This window comes from Paucimonas lemoignei (assembly GCF_004342585.1).
Lineage (GTDB): Bacteria > Pseudomonadota > Gammaproteobacteria > Burkholderiales > Burkholderiaceae_D > Paucimonas > Paucimonas lemoignei.
Window position 1 is genome coordinate 1 of sequence record NZ_SLZQ01000022.1, and the last position, 17,430, is coordinate 17,430.

Consider the following 17,430-nt stretch of genomic DNA (forward strand, 5'->3'; position numbering starts at 1 on the left):
TAAATATGGGCAATCTTGATGTCTTTGGCTTGCACCGCGGTGGCAGCAGTGGCAGCGCACATGACAGCAAGGGCAGTCAGAACGTGACGTCTCATCATCTTCTTTCCTCTTGGTGGGTTAAATCAATTAATAAACTGCGAGCATCGTGTAGCAGATCAGCATTGCTACCGACCTGTCAACGGATGAAAGCTGTGGCGTATTTTTTTGCCGACAGATTTCACGCTTTCTTACATTTGAATACCTTCCCGCGCCCGAATAGGTTATGCCCATCCAGTTCCAATGACTTCAGGTTGGCGAAGCCATGAGGTTGCCGGCTTATCTTCGCCGGCTAGATCGTTATCAACGCTGAGCAATGAAGGATTAGCACTGGCTTGTAAATTGTGCGTCGCGTCAATACGGCGCGTATTATAGCCATAATGCTAACTTTTCGATAGTTCCGCATCTCCTCAGAAAATTTGAGCTACCGCAAATTTTCCCTTCTGACTCTTTTAGTTTTATCGCATTCTAAGTACCGTTCCTTAAACAGGAATTAATTTGCTTAGGGAAATAGCTAATTTGCAGAAATGGATTCTTGCCCTTTTAGAGGGATAAAAATGACACTGGCGACACGAAGTCGCCAGGCAAGGAAGTGAAGTGGGGCGATTGAAAGCGTTTTACGCTGCTGCTTTCTTTGCCGCGGTTCGTTTAACCGCTGCCTTTTTCGCGACGGCTTTTTTCATTGGCACCTTGGTGGCCGGTTTTTCTACCGGCTGCGCATCGTTGTCAGCAGATTTGGGGGCCTTGGCTTTGGCCGGGGCTTTAGCCTTGCGTTCTTCGAATTCAAAGCTGATCTTGCCATCCTTGCCGCGTACCAGGAATGCCTTGAAAGGCCGACGCGTGCGTTGCGAGACAAATCCCGGCAACAAATCGGTTTTTCCTTCGTTGAGCAATTTCGCCATTTGCTCGGGCAGAATTTCCTGCTGCAAGATGATGCGGCCGCTACGGAAATCGCAGGTCTTGGGCTTGGCGACACTCTTCTCGCAGACGTACGCCAATCCCATCTCATACACACCACTGCCGCATTTCGGGCACGGGCCCAGCGGCGTCTGTCCGCTGAAGTCGACGCCTTCGGCATTCTCATCTTCATCCTGGTTTTGGCCAAAGTCGAATTCGAGCTTGTAATTATTGTTTTCCTCGTCGCGCACGATCTTCAAAATGGCTGCAAACGGTCGGCCCATCTTGGAACGGAAGCCTTGCAGCGGACCGATTTCGCGTCGTGCCAACAATTCTTCGACTTCGCTGATCTCGAACTGACGGCTGCCCGGAATTTTCGAGATGGAGAATTCGCACTGGGTGCAGGCAAAGCGCCGGTAGTTTTCCTTGACCACGCCGCCGCAATTCGGACAGGGCGTCTTCAGGGTAGCGTACTCGCCGGGGATGGTGTCGTTGTCGTATTCCTTGGCGCGCTTGACGATCACCTGGGTCATCTGCGCGATCTCGCGCATGAATTCCTCGCGGCTGATCTGGCCGCGCTCCATCTGCGCCAGCTTGTATTCCCATTCGCCCGTCAATTCAGGCGCGGTGAGTTCCTCTACGCCAAGGCCGCGCAAGAGCGTCATCAGCTGGAATGCCTTGGCGGTCGGAATCAGCTCGCGGCCTTCGCGCAAGAGGTATTTTTCATTGAGCAAGCCTTCGATGATGGCAGCGCGGGTGGCTGGCGTACCCAGGCCCTTGCCGGCCATGGCTTCGCGCAACTCTTCATCGTCCACCAGCTTGCCGGCGGTTTCCATGGCTGACAGCAGCGTCGCTTCGGTATAGCGCGCAGGCGGCTTGGTGACCAGGCTATGCACATCGACCTTGTCGGTCTTGACAGTTTCATCCTTTGCCACCGGCACCAGGATCTTGGCATTGTCTTCTTCCTTGCCGGACGCCGCTTCCTTGCCGTAGATGGCGAGCCACCCGGCGCTGGTCATGACCTTGCCTTCGGACTTGAACTGGTGTCCCGAGACTTCCGTAAAGCGCGTGGTGACCTGGAATTCGGCGGCCGGGAAAAACACGGCCATGAAACGGCGCGTCACCAGGTCGTACAGTTTCTGTTCAGGCTCCGACAGGTTTTTCGGCGCTTGCGTCGTCGGGATGATGGCGAAGTGGTCGCTGATTTTTTTGTTATCGAAAATGCGCTTGTTGGGCTTGACCCAGTCGTTTTTCAGAATCTGCGAGGCGAACTGATGATAATTATTGTTCGTCGCAATGGTTTCCAGCGTTTGCTTGACCGTGTCGAGATAGTCTTCGGGCAGATGCTTCGAATCGGTACGCGGGTAGGTCAATACCTTGTGCTTTTCATACAGCGCCTGCGCCAGGCCCAGCGTATTCTTGGCCGAAAAGCCGAAACGGGCATTGGCTTCGCGCTGCAGGCTGGTCAAGTCGAACAAGGCCGGCGCAATCTGCGTGGTCGGCTTGGATTCTTCGGTGACCTTGCCGGGCTTGCCGCGGCAGGCGGCAACAATCGATTCGGCAGCGGCACGGCTCCACAAGCGCTCGGGTTTCTTTTCCGGATCAGTTTCATCCTTCTTGTGCTTGGTATCGAGCCAGCGGCCTTCATAAATACCGGCGGCGCACACGAATTCGGCGCGCACTTCCCAATAATCGCGCGGCACGAATTTCTTGATCTTTTCCTCGCGCTCGACCACGATCGACAGGGTCGGCGTCTGCACGCGGCCCACGGTGGTGAGATAGAAGCCGCCTTCCTTGGAATTGAATGCGGTCATGGCACGAGTGCCGTTGATGCCAATGAGCCAATCGGACTCGCTGCGGCAACGCGCCGCATCTGCCAGCGGCAGCATTTCCTGGTCGGTGCGTAACTTGTGAAAGCCTTCGCGAATGGCGTTCGGCGTCATCGATTGCAGCCACAGACGCTTGACCGGTTGCTTGGCCTTGGCGTACTGCACGATCAAGCGGAAGATCAATTCCCCTTCGCGCCCGGCGTCGCAGGCGTTAACCAGGGCGGCGACATCTTTGCGCTTGAGCAGTTTCGTCAATACCTTCAGGCGCGATTCCGTCTTGGGAATCGGATTCAGGGCGAAGTGCGGCGGAATCACTGGCAAGTGCGTAAAGGTCCATTTGCCGCGCTTGACATCGTATTCTTCCGGCACGCCGATTTCGACCAGATGGCCTACCGCCGACGACAGGACGTATTCGTCGGACTCGAAATACTCATCGTGCTTGGTAAAGCCACCAAGCGCCTTCGCGATATCGTTGGCGACGGAAGGCTTCTCGGCAATGATGAGAGTTTTAGTCATAAATCTATTCTCGTTTGAAATATGGCGCGACGCGTCATCTGTCGACATGGACAGCGGCTAGGCGGAAGTGTTGCTGCTTTTATGGAAAAGAAACAGATTCGCGGTCGACCAGGCAAGTTGTCAAGCCTCTGACAATCTGGCAATTAGCGGCCAATGATAAGCGCGTTCTAGCAAAAACCGCAAGCTAAGCACGCCATAGCTGTAGCCGCACGCCCAATATTGCGAAAATGCTAATACAGTTGTTTTGGAAAAAAAATCGCCGCGCAAGAAGCTTTAACGCGGCGAGGTGGAAGAATTGAGAAGCTGATTTGAACTGGAAAATCAGTGCAACAGACGGGCATTGGTATTTTCATTGTCCCAGAACAGCTCATCGAACATCAAGCCATCCGGTTCTTTTCCTTGGCTCCACAAGACCATCAAGACGATGACTTTGAGTTTGTCGAGTGACAAGCGGCGATCGCTTGCCGCCAAAGCGCGCTCGATGACGATTTCACGCTGGATGGCATCAAGCAGCTTGGCTGACTCTAGGAATTGAATAAAACCAACTGCTGCAGTACCCAAAACTTCAAGTTCCTGACGGGCATAAAAACGCATGCCGCCGAAAGAGAATGCGGCTTGTTCCGGGAAGCGATCCAAATAATCGCTAGTGGTTTTGTCGAGATCAGTCAACCAACCCAGTGCCTTGCTGATTTCATCGTCTTCAAAACCTACGGCAGAAAGCTTCTTAACCAGTGCTTCCGGATCCGGGCAAGCATCGGGACGATAGTAAGTTTCGTAGAGGTAAACAAGGACGTCAAACATGGTTCTAATGTAGCCTTAAGATTGCGAAGTGACAAGCGCTGGGAGCAACATGCCGGGATCATCAGTTGCGCAATGTTGACACTGATTTTGGTCAACAATTTCGCAAGGACAATTCTATACGACTTAAAAAAGATGCTTGTCTTGTTGCGATGACAAACTGAAATATCAGTAGGTGATAGCGGGAAGAACGCGGTGATTTGCGGGCAAGCAGTACAAAAGACTGTGCCTTGTGGAAAAAGTTCTCTACTGCAAGCGCCGGTAGACTTCGCCGGGCAAACGTTCGATGTAACCTTGCAATTCCAGCGTGAGCAATTGCACATGCAAGCTTGCCATGTCTTGACCAGTCCGACGTGCCAGGGTTTCAACGTCGACTGGATCGAAGCCCATCAACTGGAGAAGGGGATCCGTGCTGCTTGCTGCAGAGGCGTCGCTCTGCGGCGCTGAAGGCGCAGCGTCGTTGATCGTCGGCTTCGACGATTGCGGGCTGTACTCTTCCAGAATATCCTGTGCCGTTTCCACCAGCTTGGCACCTTGCTTGATCAATAAGTGGCAACCCTTGGCCAGGGGTGAATGGATCGAGCCGGGAATGGCAAACACGTCGCGGCCCTGTTCGGCCGCCATGCGCGCGGTGATGAGCGAACCGGATTCGGTCGCCGCTTCGACGACCAGAACACCTCGCGACAAACCGCTGATGATACGGTTACGGCGCGGGAAGTTGCCCGACATGGCCGGTGTGCCAAGCGGGTATTCGCTCACGATGCAACCTGCTTCGGCGACTTGATGCGCCAGTGACCGGTTACGCGCAGGGTAGACGATGTCGGCGCCCGTGCCGATGACGGCGATGGTCGAGCCGCCGCGCTCGGCGTGACGCAATGCTCCCTGGTGTGCCGCCGTATCGATGCCAAGCGCGAGGCCCGAGACGATCGTCCAGTCCGCTTCGCTCAAGGCTTCAGAAAATTTTTCGGCATTGGTGACACCCTGCACGCTCGCGTTACGGCTGCCGACCACTGCCAGAGAAGGGCGATGCAATAGCTCGACACGGCCTTTCACGTACAACAGTATGGGCGGATCGGCAGTCTGCAACAGGCTTGCCGGATAGTCGGCGTCGGCAAGAGTGAGAATATGGTTGCCGGGCAGGCTCGCCCATTGCAGCGTGGCGTCGATATGTTTGCGTGCCGCGTCATCGAGCGGCGACAGTAAGGCCTGGACGATGCGCTGGGAGACGACTTCACCCAGCGCATCGGCATCGGCCGCGAATATATTGATTGGCAAGCCGAACCGCGCCAGCAGCTTGCGCGCGGTGTCCGGCCCGACTCCGCGTACCTGCGCCAGCCTAAGCCAATGCGACAGCAGATCGCCGTCCGCGGACGGCTGGCCGATCGCGCCGGTCACGGCAAACGATTATTGCGGCGACTTGGCGAAGTCGCCGATCTGCACGGTATCGGTCACCTGCATGATCAGCGCATACGAGATATTGTCGAATACGCGGAATACGAACAATGCGCCGTATTTTTCATCCGGCAGTTTGATCGCGCTTCTGCTATCGGTGCGGTCCTTGACTACTCCGCCGTTACGGTACAGTTCCAGCACGGAGCCGATATCGATGCCATCGCGGGCACCGCGATTGATCGAGACGATCTGGTTTTGACCGGCATGGGTCACGCCGCCGTAGACTGACACGATACGTGCGGACACCGGCGTTTCCGGTTCATGCGGAACATAATTGAGCAATGGCGTCGGTTGCACGGCGAGCAAGCGATCGCCGACGCCCATTTCTTCTTTCGACGTGACCACAGTGAAGGAATGCGCTTCGTTGGCAGCCTTGCCAGCCTGGTTCAACTTCAGCGTGCCAAGATAAGCCGCTTCGTAACCGATTACTTTTCTGGTATCGGGATCGATCAAGGGCTTACCCGGACGGAAAGCCTGAAAAGAGGTTGCTCCATTCAATTCGCCCAGGACGTAAGCTTTATCGCCCTTGCCCAGATTGACGCGCCCTTCTGGTGTCGCGACGATGCGCGGCGTACCTGCCAGCTCGGCTGTGGTGACGATCAGCGGTTGCGACAGGAAAGGTTCGATCACGCCGGAAGGAATCGCCGGCACTGCATCCTGGCCGACGCCTTCGATGCGCGCCTGCGGCGACAGGCGTACGGAGCCATCTGCACCCGACGTGGAGCCAACCGGTCGGCCCAAGCTCAGGCGGCCGGTGGCACGATCAAAATAGACGATCTGGCCGGGATAGATCCAGTGCGGGTTCTTGATCTGGTCGCGATTCAAGCCCCAGACTTGCGGCCAGCACCATGGATGCTGCAGAAATTTGCCGGAGATATCCCACAGCGTATCGCCCCGCACGACCTTATGCGAATCCGGCGCATCGGCCTTGAATTCGCACTTTTGGGCCGCAAATGCAGCAGGTGAAAGGAAAGAGGCAGAAGCTGCTGCGAAAGCGAGGGAAACGACTGCTGTGCTAAAATTTTTCATGGTTCGTCCGATGAATGTGGCCGGATTTGTCAATTTTGGTAAGGCGTAGCCACAGCACGTTGCCTGTGTACAAAATATGTGACATCAGGAAACAATTGTCAATTTGAATCAAATTCTGCACATAAATCCTTGAACTAGCAAGAGAAAACACACTCTTAACTTGCCGCATTGTTGCGCAAAAGTCGTATGGCCTTATTAAATATTCTTCGATATCCCGACCCCCGCCTGCACAAGGTTGCCAAGCCTGTGACGGTTTTTGATGCGCGTTTAAAACGCTTGATTGCCGACATGGCGGAAACCATGTACGACGCGCCCGGCGTGGGATTGGCCGCGACGCAGATTGACGTGCATGAGCAACTCATTGTCATCGATGTTTCGGAAACGCATGATGCCTTGCAAGTCTTTATCAATCCTGAAATCGTGTGGGCCAGCGAGGAAAAGCGGGTCTATGACGAAGGCTGCCTGTCCGTTCCGGGCGTGTACGATGGCGTCGAACGTCCGGCGCAAGTCCGCGTGAAGGCATTGGACGGAGATGGACAGCCTTTCGAACTAGAGGCGGATGGTTTGCTGGCTGTCTGCATTCAGCATGAAATCGATCACTTGAAGGGCAAGGTCTTCGTTGAATACTTGTCGCCCCTGAAGCGCAATCGCATCAAGACCAAGCTGGTCAAAGAAGAACGGGAACTGCAGCGTCATCGCCAGAAAGCCGTGGCTGCCCGCTAAGCGCTTTTCCTTCTTCACCTTTCTCTTTCTTACTGCCGGCAATATATCCTTGCCGGCATTCCCTTTCTTCATCGTGCCCGCCGCAGTCAAGCATGCGCTATCGCGCTGCCTTGGTGCGCCACGTCGTTGCTCGTTTTCCTTTTTAACCTACGAAAATCGGTACGCGTTTAATTCATCCGGCAATGAACGACGCTAATGGCTCGTAATACAATGCGGGTCATGAAAATCATCTATGCCGGAACTCCCGAATTCGCCGCCGTTGCCCTGCAAGCCTTGCACGCGGCTGGCCATGACATTGTCCTGGTGCTGACCCAGCCTGACCGCCCTGCAGGACGCGGAATGCAATTGCAGGCGTCTCCCGTCAAGCAATTCGCCCTGGACCATCATCTTCCCGTTGCCCAGCCTGTATCGTTAAAGCTGGATGGCAAATATCCGCAAGTGGCGCAAGAAGCCCATGACTTGCTGCATGCCGTGCAAGCCGATGTCATGGTGGTGGCGGCATATGGCTTGATCCTGCCACGCTCGGTCCTGGACATTCCCAAACATGGCTGCATCAATATCCATGCGTCGCTATTGCCGCGCTGGAGAGGTGCGGCGCCCATTCATCGGGCTATCGAAGCTGGCGACGCCACCACCGGCGTCACCATCATGCAAATGGAAGAAGGCCTCGACACCGGGCCGATGCTATCCATGCAAAGCTTGCCGATCGCGGCAAACGATACGACCGGGTCTTTGCATGACAAGCTAGCCGCGCTTGGCGCGGACATGATCGTGGCAACCCTGGCGCGGCTTCAGCACGGTGATTTGCCGGCAACTCCGCAGCCGGAGGCGGGCGTGACGTACGCAGCAAAAATCTCCAAGGAAGAAGCGCAACTGGATTTTGCCCTGCCGGCTTTCGAACTATCGCGCAAGATCCGTGCATTCAATCCTTTTCCCGGCGCAGTCGGTATCTATGACAAGGTGGCGCTGAAACTGTGGCAGTCGGAAGTCGTGCCGCACAGCGGTAAAGCAGCACCCGGGCAAGTTCTTCGTGCTGATGCCGAAGGTATTGTGATTGCGTGCGGCAGCGATGCGCTGCGGGTGACACTGCTGCAAAAGCCCGGTGGCAAGCGCTTATCGGCGCGTGAATTCCTGCAGGGATTCGCGCTCACTGGTGGCAGCTTCACTTCGTGATAGTCAAGCTTGGCGAATAATGGCAGCGCTGAAGGTAAGCTGATTATTTTCGAAAGCCAGGATAAGTCACTAAGTCACGAATAAGCCGGCGTGAATGCTTGCCTGCCACTGCAAAAATTAAGCTAGCGGAATCCGGTCAAAGATTAAGACTAGCATTCCCTGCAAAGGAGCAGCCATGTATATGGTGTACTGGACCGAGTACAACGAAGAGGGCGGCTTGACGCAAGCCCAGGCCTTCGATTCCAGCCAGATGGGCGCGGCGCTGCATTTCATGGAGCAGCTACGCATCCGCCAGCGTGCAGGGGAAGGCATTCGTTTCGTTACCATGTGTTCGGAAAACCCGCATGTGGTTGGGCATCCTGGCGTGGCCGACCCTGCTTCCGATTACAACTGGAAAAAACGCAGAAAGTAATTCTTTTCAATTGCTTTTTACCAGGCGTATGATGGATTCATGGCACATACGCTGTCTTGTTACTATCTTGACGCGCCCTTGTCGGACACCGAGCGTAAGCTGGTGATCCAGGTTTTGCTCGGCCCTTGGGCGAAGTTCAAAACCGGCGCCACCGCACTGGTGGAGCGCCGCGTCCCAACTGTTTTGCCTTTACCGGATTCTTCCGGTCATTACTGTCATACCCGGGAGCAACGTGCCTGGCGTGTTTGCGCCAATTTGCGGCACGCCGGCATTCATGAAGATATAGGACGCCAAGTGGTGTGGGTCATGCCGCGCGACGCGGACTGGGATGCCATCTTTCAGTTTGCAATACGGGAAGAAACTGGATTCGCACCGTATGTTGTACAGCGCTGGATTCAGGATGAAACCGGCATCCAGCGGCTGGCTGCACGGATTATCGATACGCAAAAACTCATCGACGGACTCGAATCGCAGTAAAGCCGTCACCATTGCGGTCTAATTGATTCTTCGCAGTAACTATTTATAAAATTTACCAACATCAATGGTTAGCGCATAATTTGGGCGTTAGCTTACTTACTTCAAAAACATGAGTTTTCTCACCCTTGATTTGAATCTGTTGCGGGTCTTCGATGCCGTCATGTCGGAACAAAACCTGACCAGGGCAGCCAATCGGCTGGCCATGACGCAACCGGCCGTCTCGAATGCCCTGAAACGCTTGCGCGATGCCATGGGCGATGATTTGTTGATTCGCACGGCACATGGTGTCAGGCCGACGCCGCGGGCGGAAGAGTTGTGGCCGACGGTGCGCAATGCCTTGACCGAGCTTGAAGCGGCGCTGACGCCGGAAAGCTTTGATCTCGCCAAGACCAAGACGACCTTCCGCATGGCCATGGCGGATGCGCCGGCCGCACTGTGGCTGCCCACGCTGGTCCAGGATATTCAGCGCGAAGCGCCCGGCATGAATGTGCGCATGATGCCGTTGACGACACGCGACCCGCGGCCGATTCTCTTGAGAGGCGACATCGATCTGACGATTGGTTTCTTCCCTGGCGTGGTCAATCAAATGGCGACCGAGTCCAGTACGCCGATTCGGCATGAGCGGCTCTATACCGGCAAGTATGTCTGCGTCATGCGCAAGGGCCATCCGCTGGCTTCGAAGGAATTGACATTGGATGCATATTGCGAGGCGAACCACTTGCTGGTGAGTTTTTCCGGGCGTGCCCATGGCCAGGTAAATGATGTGCTGGCGCACATGGGCCGCGAGCGCCGCATTCTCTTGACGGTCAATCAGTTTTACACGGGCGGCGCCGTGGTCGCGAATTCGGACTTGATTACCGTGCTGCCGCGGCATTTGATTGCCTCGACCGGCAAGGCGGATGAATTGATTGCCAAGGAGTTGCCATTCCAGATGCCGCCGGTGCACGTCGATATGCTGTGGCACGAGCGCGATGCACGTAATCCTGCACACCGCTGGTTGCGGGCGAAGCTGGCAGAAGCCACGGACAAAGCCATGGATAGCGGATTGTTGCAGCTATAGCAATTCAGTGAAAAAATAGATCGTCATGCAGATCCACCACACTTTGTTGCGGTGGATTTTTTTTACTTGTGTAGTTGCATTTTTATTACGTCATCCATTTATGACTATTTTAGAAAGCAAATAACACTTGTTTTTATTGCATTAATTTTTCATTTCGCTGCTGGGGAATGAAAACAAAAGGTTTTTAATAAGTATTTATATATACATATAGTAGTAGTAGTTAACGCGGCGATTTTTTGTGGATAACTCACGTTTTCTTAACTAAATCAATCAATTAGCGTGAGTAAAACCAGCTTGATAAGGCTTGTGTCTGCAATGGACAGCTTCTGAATAAAAAATCCGGTTTGGATAATCAACGGGTTTGTACACAAACTCGCCGGATTTTACCCACCCGCTTATCCACAACTGTCATGTGTTTTAACGCCTGTAACAAGTTATTGGCATAAAGAAAATAGATAACGTCCGGCTTGAATTGTCGGATTCATCAAGAACTTCAAATTTTTCTTAAATTGCTTGGCAGCACTTCGGCCATTTTTTGTTGTGACCACTTTTCTTAGACTGCTCTCAAGATACTGAATCAGAAATTTCAACTTTGTTATCTGAATGAGTAAAAGCCGGAGCACAAATCGAAAGAGCAAGCTAGGTTTTAAATAATTAGTTATATATATTTATAGTAGTAATAGTAAACGCCCTAAAAACTGTGGATAACTGGTAAACCGCGAAGCAATTCAAGGATTTAGGCTACGGATAAGCGGCTTGATAAAGCCTGTATCTATCCGGCACAAATTCTGAATAAAAAAATGCACTGAGGAAATTTCCGCACTTTTACACAAACGATCCCAAGGCTATCCTCGTAGTTATTCACAGAAAATGTGCATAACTAGTTTCTAAATTAGTAATTATTTAGGAAAAACTAGGCAGATCGCCGCTTAGCTGGCCCAAACCGTAGCCAAAATGGCAAAGCCGGCGGTAATGGCTGGTTCATGTTGTCTTTTGTTTAATGTGGTGAAGCGTAATTCGGTAGTGAGTGTGACGGTATCGGCAATGACCAAGCCATGGGCATGTGCTTCACGCAATGCAATCGATTCCCGCACCAGGGAAAGGCCGATGCCGGATTTCACCAGGTCCAGCATGGAGTGTTCCTGATCGACTTGCGCAACGGTGGGCGGTTTGACGTGGTGCGCCGTGAATACTTCCGTCAGCAAGCGGTGATGCACCGATTCCGGCGGAGTCCAGATCCAGGGCAATTGCGCCAATGCTGGCCAATCCTTGCCCATGACCCGGGTTTTCCAGCCGCGCGGGGCGACCACGTTATAGGTCACCGGGGTCAGCACCATGGAATGGAATTCCTTGCCTGGCGTGCCGAGGTAATAGCCGGTATCGAGCTGGCCATCTTTAACCATCTGTAAAACCGTGCCCGACATGCCATGCTGCAGCTTGGGCTTTAACTGCGGCCATGATTCAACCAGGCGTTTCAGGAAAGCACCCAGGCGGGTGAATTCCGGATCGAGAATCGTGCCGATCGAGAGCGACCCGCTCAGGGTGGAATGCAAGGCGGCGGCGGCTTGCTGCAGTTCCGCGATATTGCCGAGAATGCGTTCAGCCAGTGGCAAGAGCTTGCTGCCTTCGGTGGTCAATTCCATGCCGGCTGGCGTGCGCGTGAATAACTGGACCTGGAGCGATGCCTGCAAAGCCTTGATTTGTAGGCTGACGGCCGGTTGGGTCAGATGCAGTGCAGCGGCGGCACGGGTCAGGTTGCCGGTGCGGGCAACCGTCACGAAAGCACGCAGCTGAGTCGGGTCCATGCCTGATATCCCTATCCATAGTGTCACAATCATCATAAATTATTTTTATAAAAGATTGAGTAAATCTGATTGGATTTATCAATATTTCAGCGATATGCTGCCGAAAATGATGGATCTACCTAAGGAATTCTTATGACTAACCTGTCTCTTCCCAGCATTGCGCATTTCATCGGTGGCCGCTTCACGACCTCATCGGGCGGTCGTCGCCAACAAGTCTTCAATCCGGCAAGCGGCGAAGCGACGGCTGAAGTCGTGCTGGCAAGCGTGGAGGAAGTCAACTCGGCAGTCGCGGCAGCCAAAGCGGCGGCGCCAGCCTGGGCCGAGATGGCGCCCTTGAAGCGGGCGCGCATCCTGTTTAAGTTCAAGGAATTGATGGAAAAGCACCATGACGCCCTGGCCGCAGTGATCACCCGCGAACACGGCAAGGTGTTTTCCGATGCGAAGGGCGAAGTCGTGCGCGGCATCGAAGTGGTGGAATTCGCCTGCGGCGTGCCGCAATTATTGAAGACCCAGTTCACCGACAATATCGGCGGTGGTATCGATAACTGGCAATTGCGTCAGCCGCTTGGCGTCACGGCTGGCATCACGCCGTTTAATTTTCCGGTGATGGTGCCCTTATGGATGGCGCCGATGGCGCTGGCAACCGGCAATACCTTCGTATTGAAGCCTTCCGAGCGAGACCCGTCGGCGTCACTGATGCTGGCCGACTTGCTGCAACAGGCGGGATTGCCGGATGGCGTGTTCAACGTCGTGCAGGGCGACAAGCTCGCCGTCGACACGCTGCTGCAGCATCCCGATGTGAAAGCCGTATCTTTCGTCGGCTCCACCCCGATTGCCGAATACATCTATACCGAAGGCGTCAAGCGCAAGGGCACCTATCCGATGCGCGTACAAGCCTTAGGCGGCGCCAAGAACCATCTGGTGGTCATGCCTGATGCCGATCTCGAGCAGGCAGTCGATGCCTTGATCGGCGCGGCGTATGGCTCCGCTGGCGAGCGCTGCATGGCGATTTCCGTGGCGGTCGCCGTGGGCGACGTCGGTGACCGCTTGATCGATGCGCTGATCCCGCGCGTGAAGGCGCTCAAGGTCAAGAATGGCATGGAACCGGATGCCGAAATGGGCCCGGTGGTCACCGCGGCGCACAAGGAAAAAATCGAAGGCTATATCGAAGCCGGTGTGCAAGCCGGGGCCAAGCTCCTGGTCGATGGCCGCGGCTTGCGCGTGCCGGGCCATGAAAAGGGATTTTTCATCGGCGGCAGCTTGTTCGATCAAGTCACGCCGGAGATGAGCATCTATCGCGAAGAAATCTTTGGGCCAGTGCTGTGCGTGGTGCGCGTGCCGGACCTGGCTGCCGCGGTCGACTTGATCAATGCGCATGAATTCGGCAATGGCGTCTCGCTCTTTACGTCGGATGGCCATACCGCGCGCGAATTCTCGCGGCATATCGAAGTCGGCATGGTCGGCGTCAACGTGCCGATTCCCGTGCCGATGGCATGGCATTCATTTGGCGGCTGGAAGCGTTCGCTGTTCGGCGACGCGCATGCCTACGGCGAGGAAGGCATCCGCTTCTATACCCGTTACAAATCGATCATGCAGCGCTGGCCGGAATCGATCGGCAAGGGCGCGGAATTCACCATGCCCGTGGCGAAATAGGAGCCCATCATGCAGGCGGCCGGACAATACGATTACATTATCATCGGTGCCGGCTCTGCCGGCTGTGTGCTGGCCAATCGCTTGAGCCAGGATCCGAACGTGAAAGTCTTGCTGCTTGAAGCCGGCAAGAAGGATGACTACCTGTGGGTGCATATCCCGGTCGGTTACCTGTATTGCATCGATAATGCGCGCACCGACTGGCGCTTTCGCACCGAAGCCGATCCCGGCTTGAATGGCCGCAGCCTGATTTACCCGCGCGGCAAGGTGCTGGGCGGCTGCTCGTCCATCAATGGCATGATTTACATGCGCGGCCAGGCACGCGACTACGATGAATGGGCGCGCTTGACGGGCGACGATGGCTGGCGCTGGGAAAACGTTCTGCCAGTCTTCAAGCGCAGTGAAGACCATCATGGCGGCGCCAATGCCTTTCACGGCGCCGGCGGCGAATGGCGCGTGGAAAAGCAGCGCCTGTCGTGGGAAATTCTCGAAGCCTTCCGTGCCGCAGCGGCGCAGACCGGCATTCCTTCGGTGGATGATTTCAACCGCGGCGACAATGAAGGTTGCGGCTACTTTGAAGTGAACCAGAAACGCGGCTGGCGCTGGAGCACGGCGCGGGCCTTCCTGAAGCCGGCGCTCAAGCGCGGCAATCTGACCGTCATGACGGGCTGTCATGTCGAGCGCGTGCGCCTCGAAGATAGCTTGCAGGGCAAGACTTGCCGCGGCGTGGAATTCATTCGCGAAGGCAACCGCTGGTTTGCCGAAGCCAGGCGCGAAACCATTCTTTGCGCCGGCGCGATCGGTTCGCCGCACATCCTGCAATTGTCCGGCATCGGTCCCGCCGATTTGCTGCGTCAGCATGGCATCGCCGTGCAAGCCGATTTGCCGGGTGTCGGCGAAAATCTGCAAGACCATTTGCAGCTGCGCATGATCTTTCAAATCGAGGGCGTCCGCACGCTCAACACCATGGCCAACAACTGGTATGGGAAGATGAAAATCGGCCTGGAATATTTACTGTTTCAGAAAGGGCCGATGTCGATGGCGCCATCGCAGTTGGGCGCGTTTGCAAAATCCGATCCCAGTCAGCCGACAGCCAACCTGGAATATCATGTTCAACCGCTCTCGCTCGAACGCTTCGGCGAACCCTTGCATAGCTTCCCAGCCTTTACTGCAAGCGTATGCAACCTGCGTCCGAGTTCGCGGGGACATGTCAGACTGGCCTCGTCCGATTCTTTTTCTGCTCCAAAAATCTCGCCAAACTACTTGAGCACGGCCGAAGATCGGCGCGTCGCGGCGGATTCTCTCTCGCTCACGCGAAAAATTATTTCAGCTCCCGCATTGCAACAATTTACTCCCGTAGAGATTAAGCCGGGCTTAAGTTATCGCACCGAAGAGGAGTTGGCTCATGCTGCGGGAAACATCGGCACGACCATTTTTCATCCTGTCGGGACCTGCAAAATGGGGGCGCGTAATGACCCGATGGCAGTGCTTGATAGTCGCCTGTGCGTAAGGGGAATCCATGCTCTGCGCGTCGTCGATGCTTCCGCCATGCCGACCATCACTTCCGGCAATACCAACTCTCCTACTATCATGCTGGCCGAACGGGCCGCACAGTATATTTCTTCCTCTATTGCAAGCATTGCGCCGCAACAAACTTTTGAGGAAACATTGCAGTAAAAATACTGTTGTCAAGAAAAGCATTTCGGAGGTGAATCTCTGGTATTGTTTCTTGGAATAAGAGCTAGTACTATTCGCAAAATTTCGTAGTAAATAACGTGCTGTTATCTAAAAATACAGCGCATACAAAAGCGACGCTCACAAAGCGATAGAGAAGTACTAGAAGGAGAAATGATGACCCCTGTCATCCTAGAGACGAAAAATCTCACCAAAGAGTTCAAGGGGTTCACGGCAGTCAATGACGTGAATTTGAAAGTGCAGCGTGGTCATATCCATGCACTGATTGGACCCAATGGTGCCGGCAAGACGACCTGCTTCAACTTGCTGACCAAGTTCCTGATTCCCACCTCGGGCCAGATCCTTTTCAACGGCAAAGACATCACGGCGGACAAGCCGGCGCAGATCGCCCGTCAAGGCGTGATCCGCTCGTTCCAGATTTCCGCCGTGTTTCCGCATCTGACCGTCTTGCAGAATGTGCGTATCGGTTTGCAGCGCAAGCTCGGCACCTCGTTCCATTTCTGGAAAAGCGAACAGACGCTGAACCAGTTGAACGACCGCGCCATGCAATTGCTGGCGGAAGTGGGCCTGACCGAATTCGCCGATACTGTGACCGTCGATTTGCCGTATGGCCGCAAGCGCGCCCTGGAAATCGCCACGACCCTGGGCATGGAACCGGAACTGATGCTGTTGGACGAGCCGACCCAGGGCATGGGCCATGAAGACGTGCATCTCGTGACCGAGCTGATCAAGAAGGTGTCAGCTGGCCGCACCATTCTCATGGTGGAGCACAACATGAGCGTGGTCTCCGGCATCTGCGACAAGATTTCTGTTTTGCAGCGTGGCGCCATCCTGGCCGAAGGCACCTATGCAGAAGTATCGAAAAACCCGCAAGTGATGGAAGCGTACATGGGTACCTCCGCCGCAGAACTCCAAGGAGCCCATTGATCATGGCTGAGAAAGCACTAGAAATCAGCAACCTGCATGCATGGTACGGCGAATCGCACATCCTGCATGATGTGAACCTGTCGGTGAATTACGGCGAAGTCGTGTCCATTCTGGGACGCAACGGTGCCGGCCGCACGACGACCATGCGTTCCATCATGGGCTTGGTCGGTGCGCGCAAGGGCTCGATCAAGATCGGTGGCGTGGAATCGATCCATCTGCCGACTTACAAGATCGCCCATCTGGGCGTCGGTTATTGCCCGGAAGAGCGCGGCATTTTCTCGTCGCTGTCGACCGAAGAAAATCTGCTGCTGCCGCCGCAAGTCTCAAAGTCGGACAAAGGCATGTCGGTTGAGGAAATCTATGAAATGTTCCCCAACCTGAAAGAACGCAAGAACAGCCAGGGTACCCGCCTGTCGGGTGGCGAACAGCAGATGCTGGCAGTCGGCCGCATCCTGCGCACCGGCGCCAAGATCCTGCTGCTGGATGAAATTTCCGAAGGTCTGGCACCGGTCATCGTGCAGGCGCTGGCACGCATGATTACTGCTCTGAAAGCCAAGGGTTACACCATTGTGATGGTGGAGCAGAATTTCCGTTTCGCCGCACCGCTGGCGGACCGGTTTTACGTAATGGAACATGGTCAGATCGTCGAGGCTTTCAATTCCAACGAGTTGGAAGTCAAGATGCCGGTATTGAATACGCTTCTGGGCGTGTAAGTCGTAGATGTTCTTTATACATATAAAACCATACAGAACCAAAGGAGAAATAAAGAATGGCGTTTAAACTGAATGCAATCGCGCTGGCCACTGCAACCGCACTGATGGGCTTTGCTGGATCGGCTTCGGCCCAGATTTCGGGTGATGTGGTCAAGATTGGCCTGATCACCGACATGTCGGGCGTGTACGCCGACGTCGACGGTCCCAACGGCGCGGAAGCCGTGCGCATGGCTATCGC

Annotated in this window: 14 protein-coding genes and 1 pseudogene; 10 read left to right on the plus strand and 5 right to left on the minus strand. The window is 54.8% G+C overall.

The features are described 5' to 3' along the window. Positions 1–653: 653 nt before the first annotated feature. From EDC30_RS19060 to EDC30_RS19075, 4 genes are all read right to left on the minus strand, one after another. A complete protein-coding gene (locus EDC30_RS19060; protein ID WP_132260500.1) occupies positions 654–3,278 on the minus strand; it encodes a DNA topoisomerase III in 2,625 nt (874 codons plus the stop codon). 321 nt (positions 3,279–3,599) lie between these two features. Continuing rightward, positions 3,600–4,079: a Smg family protein gene (locus EDC30_RS19065; protein ID WP_132260502.1), complete on the minus strand. Its 480-nt coding sequence runs from the start codon at positions 4,077–4,079 to the stop codon at positions 3,600–3,602. Positions 4,080–4,322: 243 nt separating this feature from the next. After that, entirely contained in the window at positions 4,323–5,471 is a 1,149-nt protein-coding gene (dprA, locus tag EDC30_RS19070; RefSeq protein ID WP_132260503.1) for a DNA-processing protein DprA, read from the minus strand. 9 nt (positions 5,472–5,480) lie between these two features. Continuing rightward, positions 5,481–6,557, minus strand: a complete 1,077-nt coding sequence (locus EDC30_RS19075) for a LysM peptidoglycan-binding domain-containing protein (RefSeq protein WP_132260505.1) — start codon at positions 6,555–6,557, stop codon at positions 5,481–5,483. A gap of 186 nt (positions 6,558–6,743) precedes the next feature. On the opposite strand from EDC30_RS19075, the gene def reads away from it, so the two are divergent. The 5 genes from def to EDC30_RS19100 all read left to right on the plus strand — a co-directional run bounded on the left by def (position 6,744) and on the right by EDC30_RS19100 (position 10,402). Beyond that, on the plus strand, positions 6,744–7,280 hold the full coding sequence (gene def, locus EDC30_RS19080) for a peptide deformylase (protein WP_132260506.1): 537 nt from the start codon (positions 6,744–6,746) through the stop codon (positions 7,278–7,280). A gap of 219 nt (positions 7,281–7,499) precedes the next feature. After that, entirely contained in the window at positions 7,500–8,453 is a 954-nt protein-coding gene (gene fmt, locus EDC30_RS19085; protein WP_132260521.1) for a methionyl-tRNA formyltransferase, read from the plus strand. Positions 8,454–8,628: 175 nt separating this feature from the next. After that, on the plus strand, positions 8,629–8,865 hold the full coding sequence (locus EDC30_RS19090; protein WP_132260508.1) for a hypothetical protein: 237 nt from the start codon (positions 8,629–8,631) through the stop codon (positions 8,863–8,865). A gap of 39 nt (positions 8,866–8,904) precedes the next feature. Further along, the gene (locus EDC30_RS19095) at positions 8,905–9,342 is read left to right on the plus strand and encodes a hypothetical protein (RefSeq protein WP_132260510.1); all 438 of its coding nucleotides are present in this window, start codon (positions 8,905–8,907) and stop codon (positions 9,340–9,342) included. Between the two features lie 109 nt (positions 9,343–9,451). Beyond that, on the plus strand, positions 9,452–10,402 hold the full coding sequence (locus tag EDC30_RS19100) for a LysR family transcriptional regulator (RefSeq protein ID WP_132260511.1): 951 nt from the start codon (positions 9,452–9,454) through the stop codon (positions 10,400–10,402). 929 nt (positions 10,403–11,331) lie between these two features. Here EDC30_RS19100 and EDC30_RS19105 read toward each other — a convergent pair. After that, the gene (locus EDC30_RS19105; protein ID WP_132260513.1) at positions 11,332–12,207 is read right to left on the minus strand and encodes a LysR family transcriptional regulator; all 876 of its coding nucleotides are present in this window, start codon (positions 12,205–12,207) and stop codon (positions 11,332–11,334) included. Between the two features lie 132 nt (positions 12,208–12,339). Here EDC30_RS19105 and EDC30_RS19110 point away from each other — a divergent pair, with 132 nt between their 5' ends. The 5 genes and pseudogenes from EDC30_RS19110 to EDC30_RS19130 form a co-directional block, all read left to right on the plus strand. Next, positions 12,340–13,860, plus strand: a complete 1,521-nt coding sequence (locus tag EDC30_RS19110; protein WP_132260514.1) for a CoA-acylating methylmalonate-semialdehyde dehydrogenase — start codon at positions 12,340–12,342, stop codon at positions 13,858–13,860. A 9-nt stretch (positions 13,861–13,869) separates the two neighbouring features. Continuing rightward, a complete protein-coding gene (locus EDC30_RS19115) occupies positions 13,870–15,534 on the plus strand; it encodes a GMC family oxidoreductase (RefSeq protein ID WP_132260516.1) in 1,665 nt (554 codons plus the stop codon). 174 nt (positions 15,535–15,708) lie between these two features. Further along, entirely contained in the window at positions 15,709–16,479 is a 771-nt protein-coding gene (locus EDC30_RS19120) for an ABC transporter ATP-binding protein (RefSeq protein WP_132260518.1), read from the plus strand. A 2-nt stretch (positions 16,480–16,481) separates the two neighbouring features. After that, complete coding sequence (locus EDC30_RS19125) at positions 16,482–17,192, plus strand: ABC transporter ATP-binding protein (RefSeq protein WP_132260519.1); 711 nt, start codon at positions 16,482–16,484, stop codon at positions 17,190–17,192. Between the two features lie 56 nt (positions 17,193–17,248). Next, positions 17,249–17,430: pseudogene (locus EDC30_RS19130) on the plus strand (ABC transporter substrate-binding protein); the annotation flags it as partial.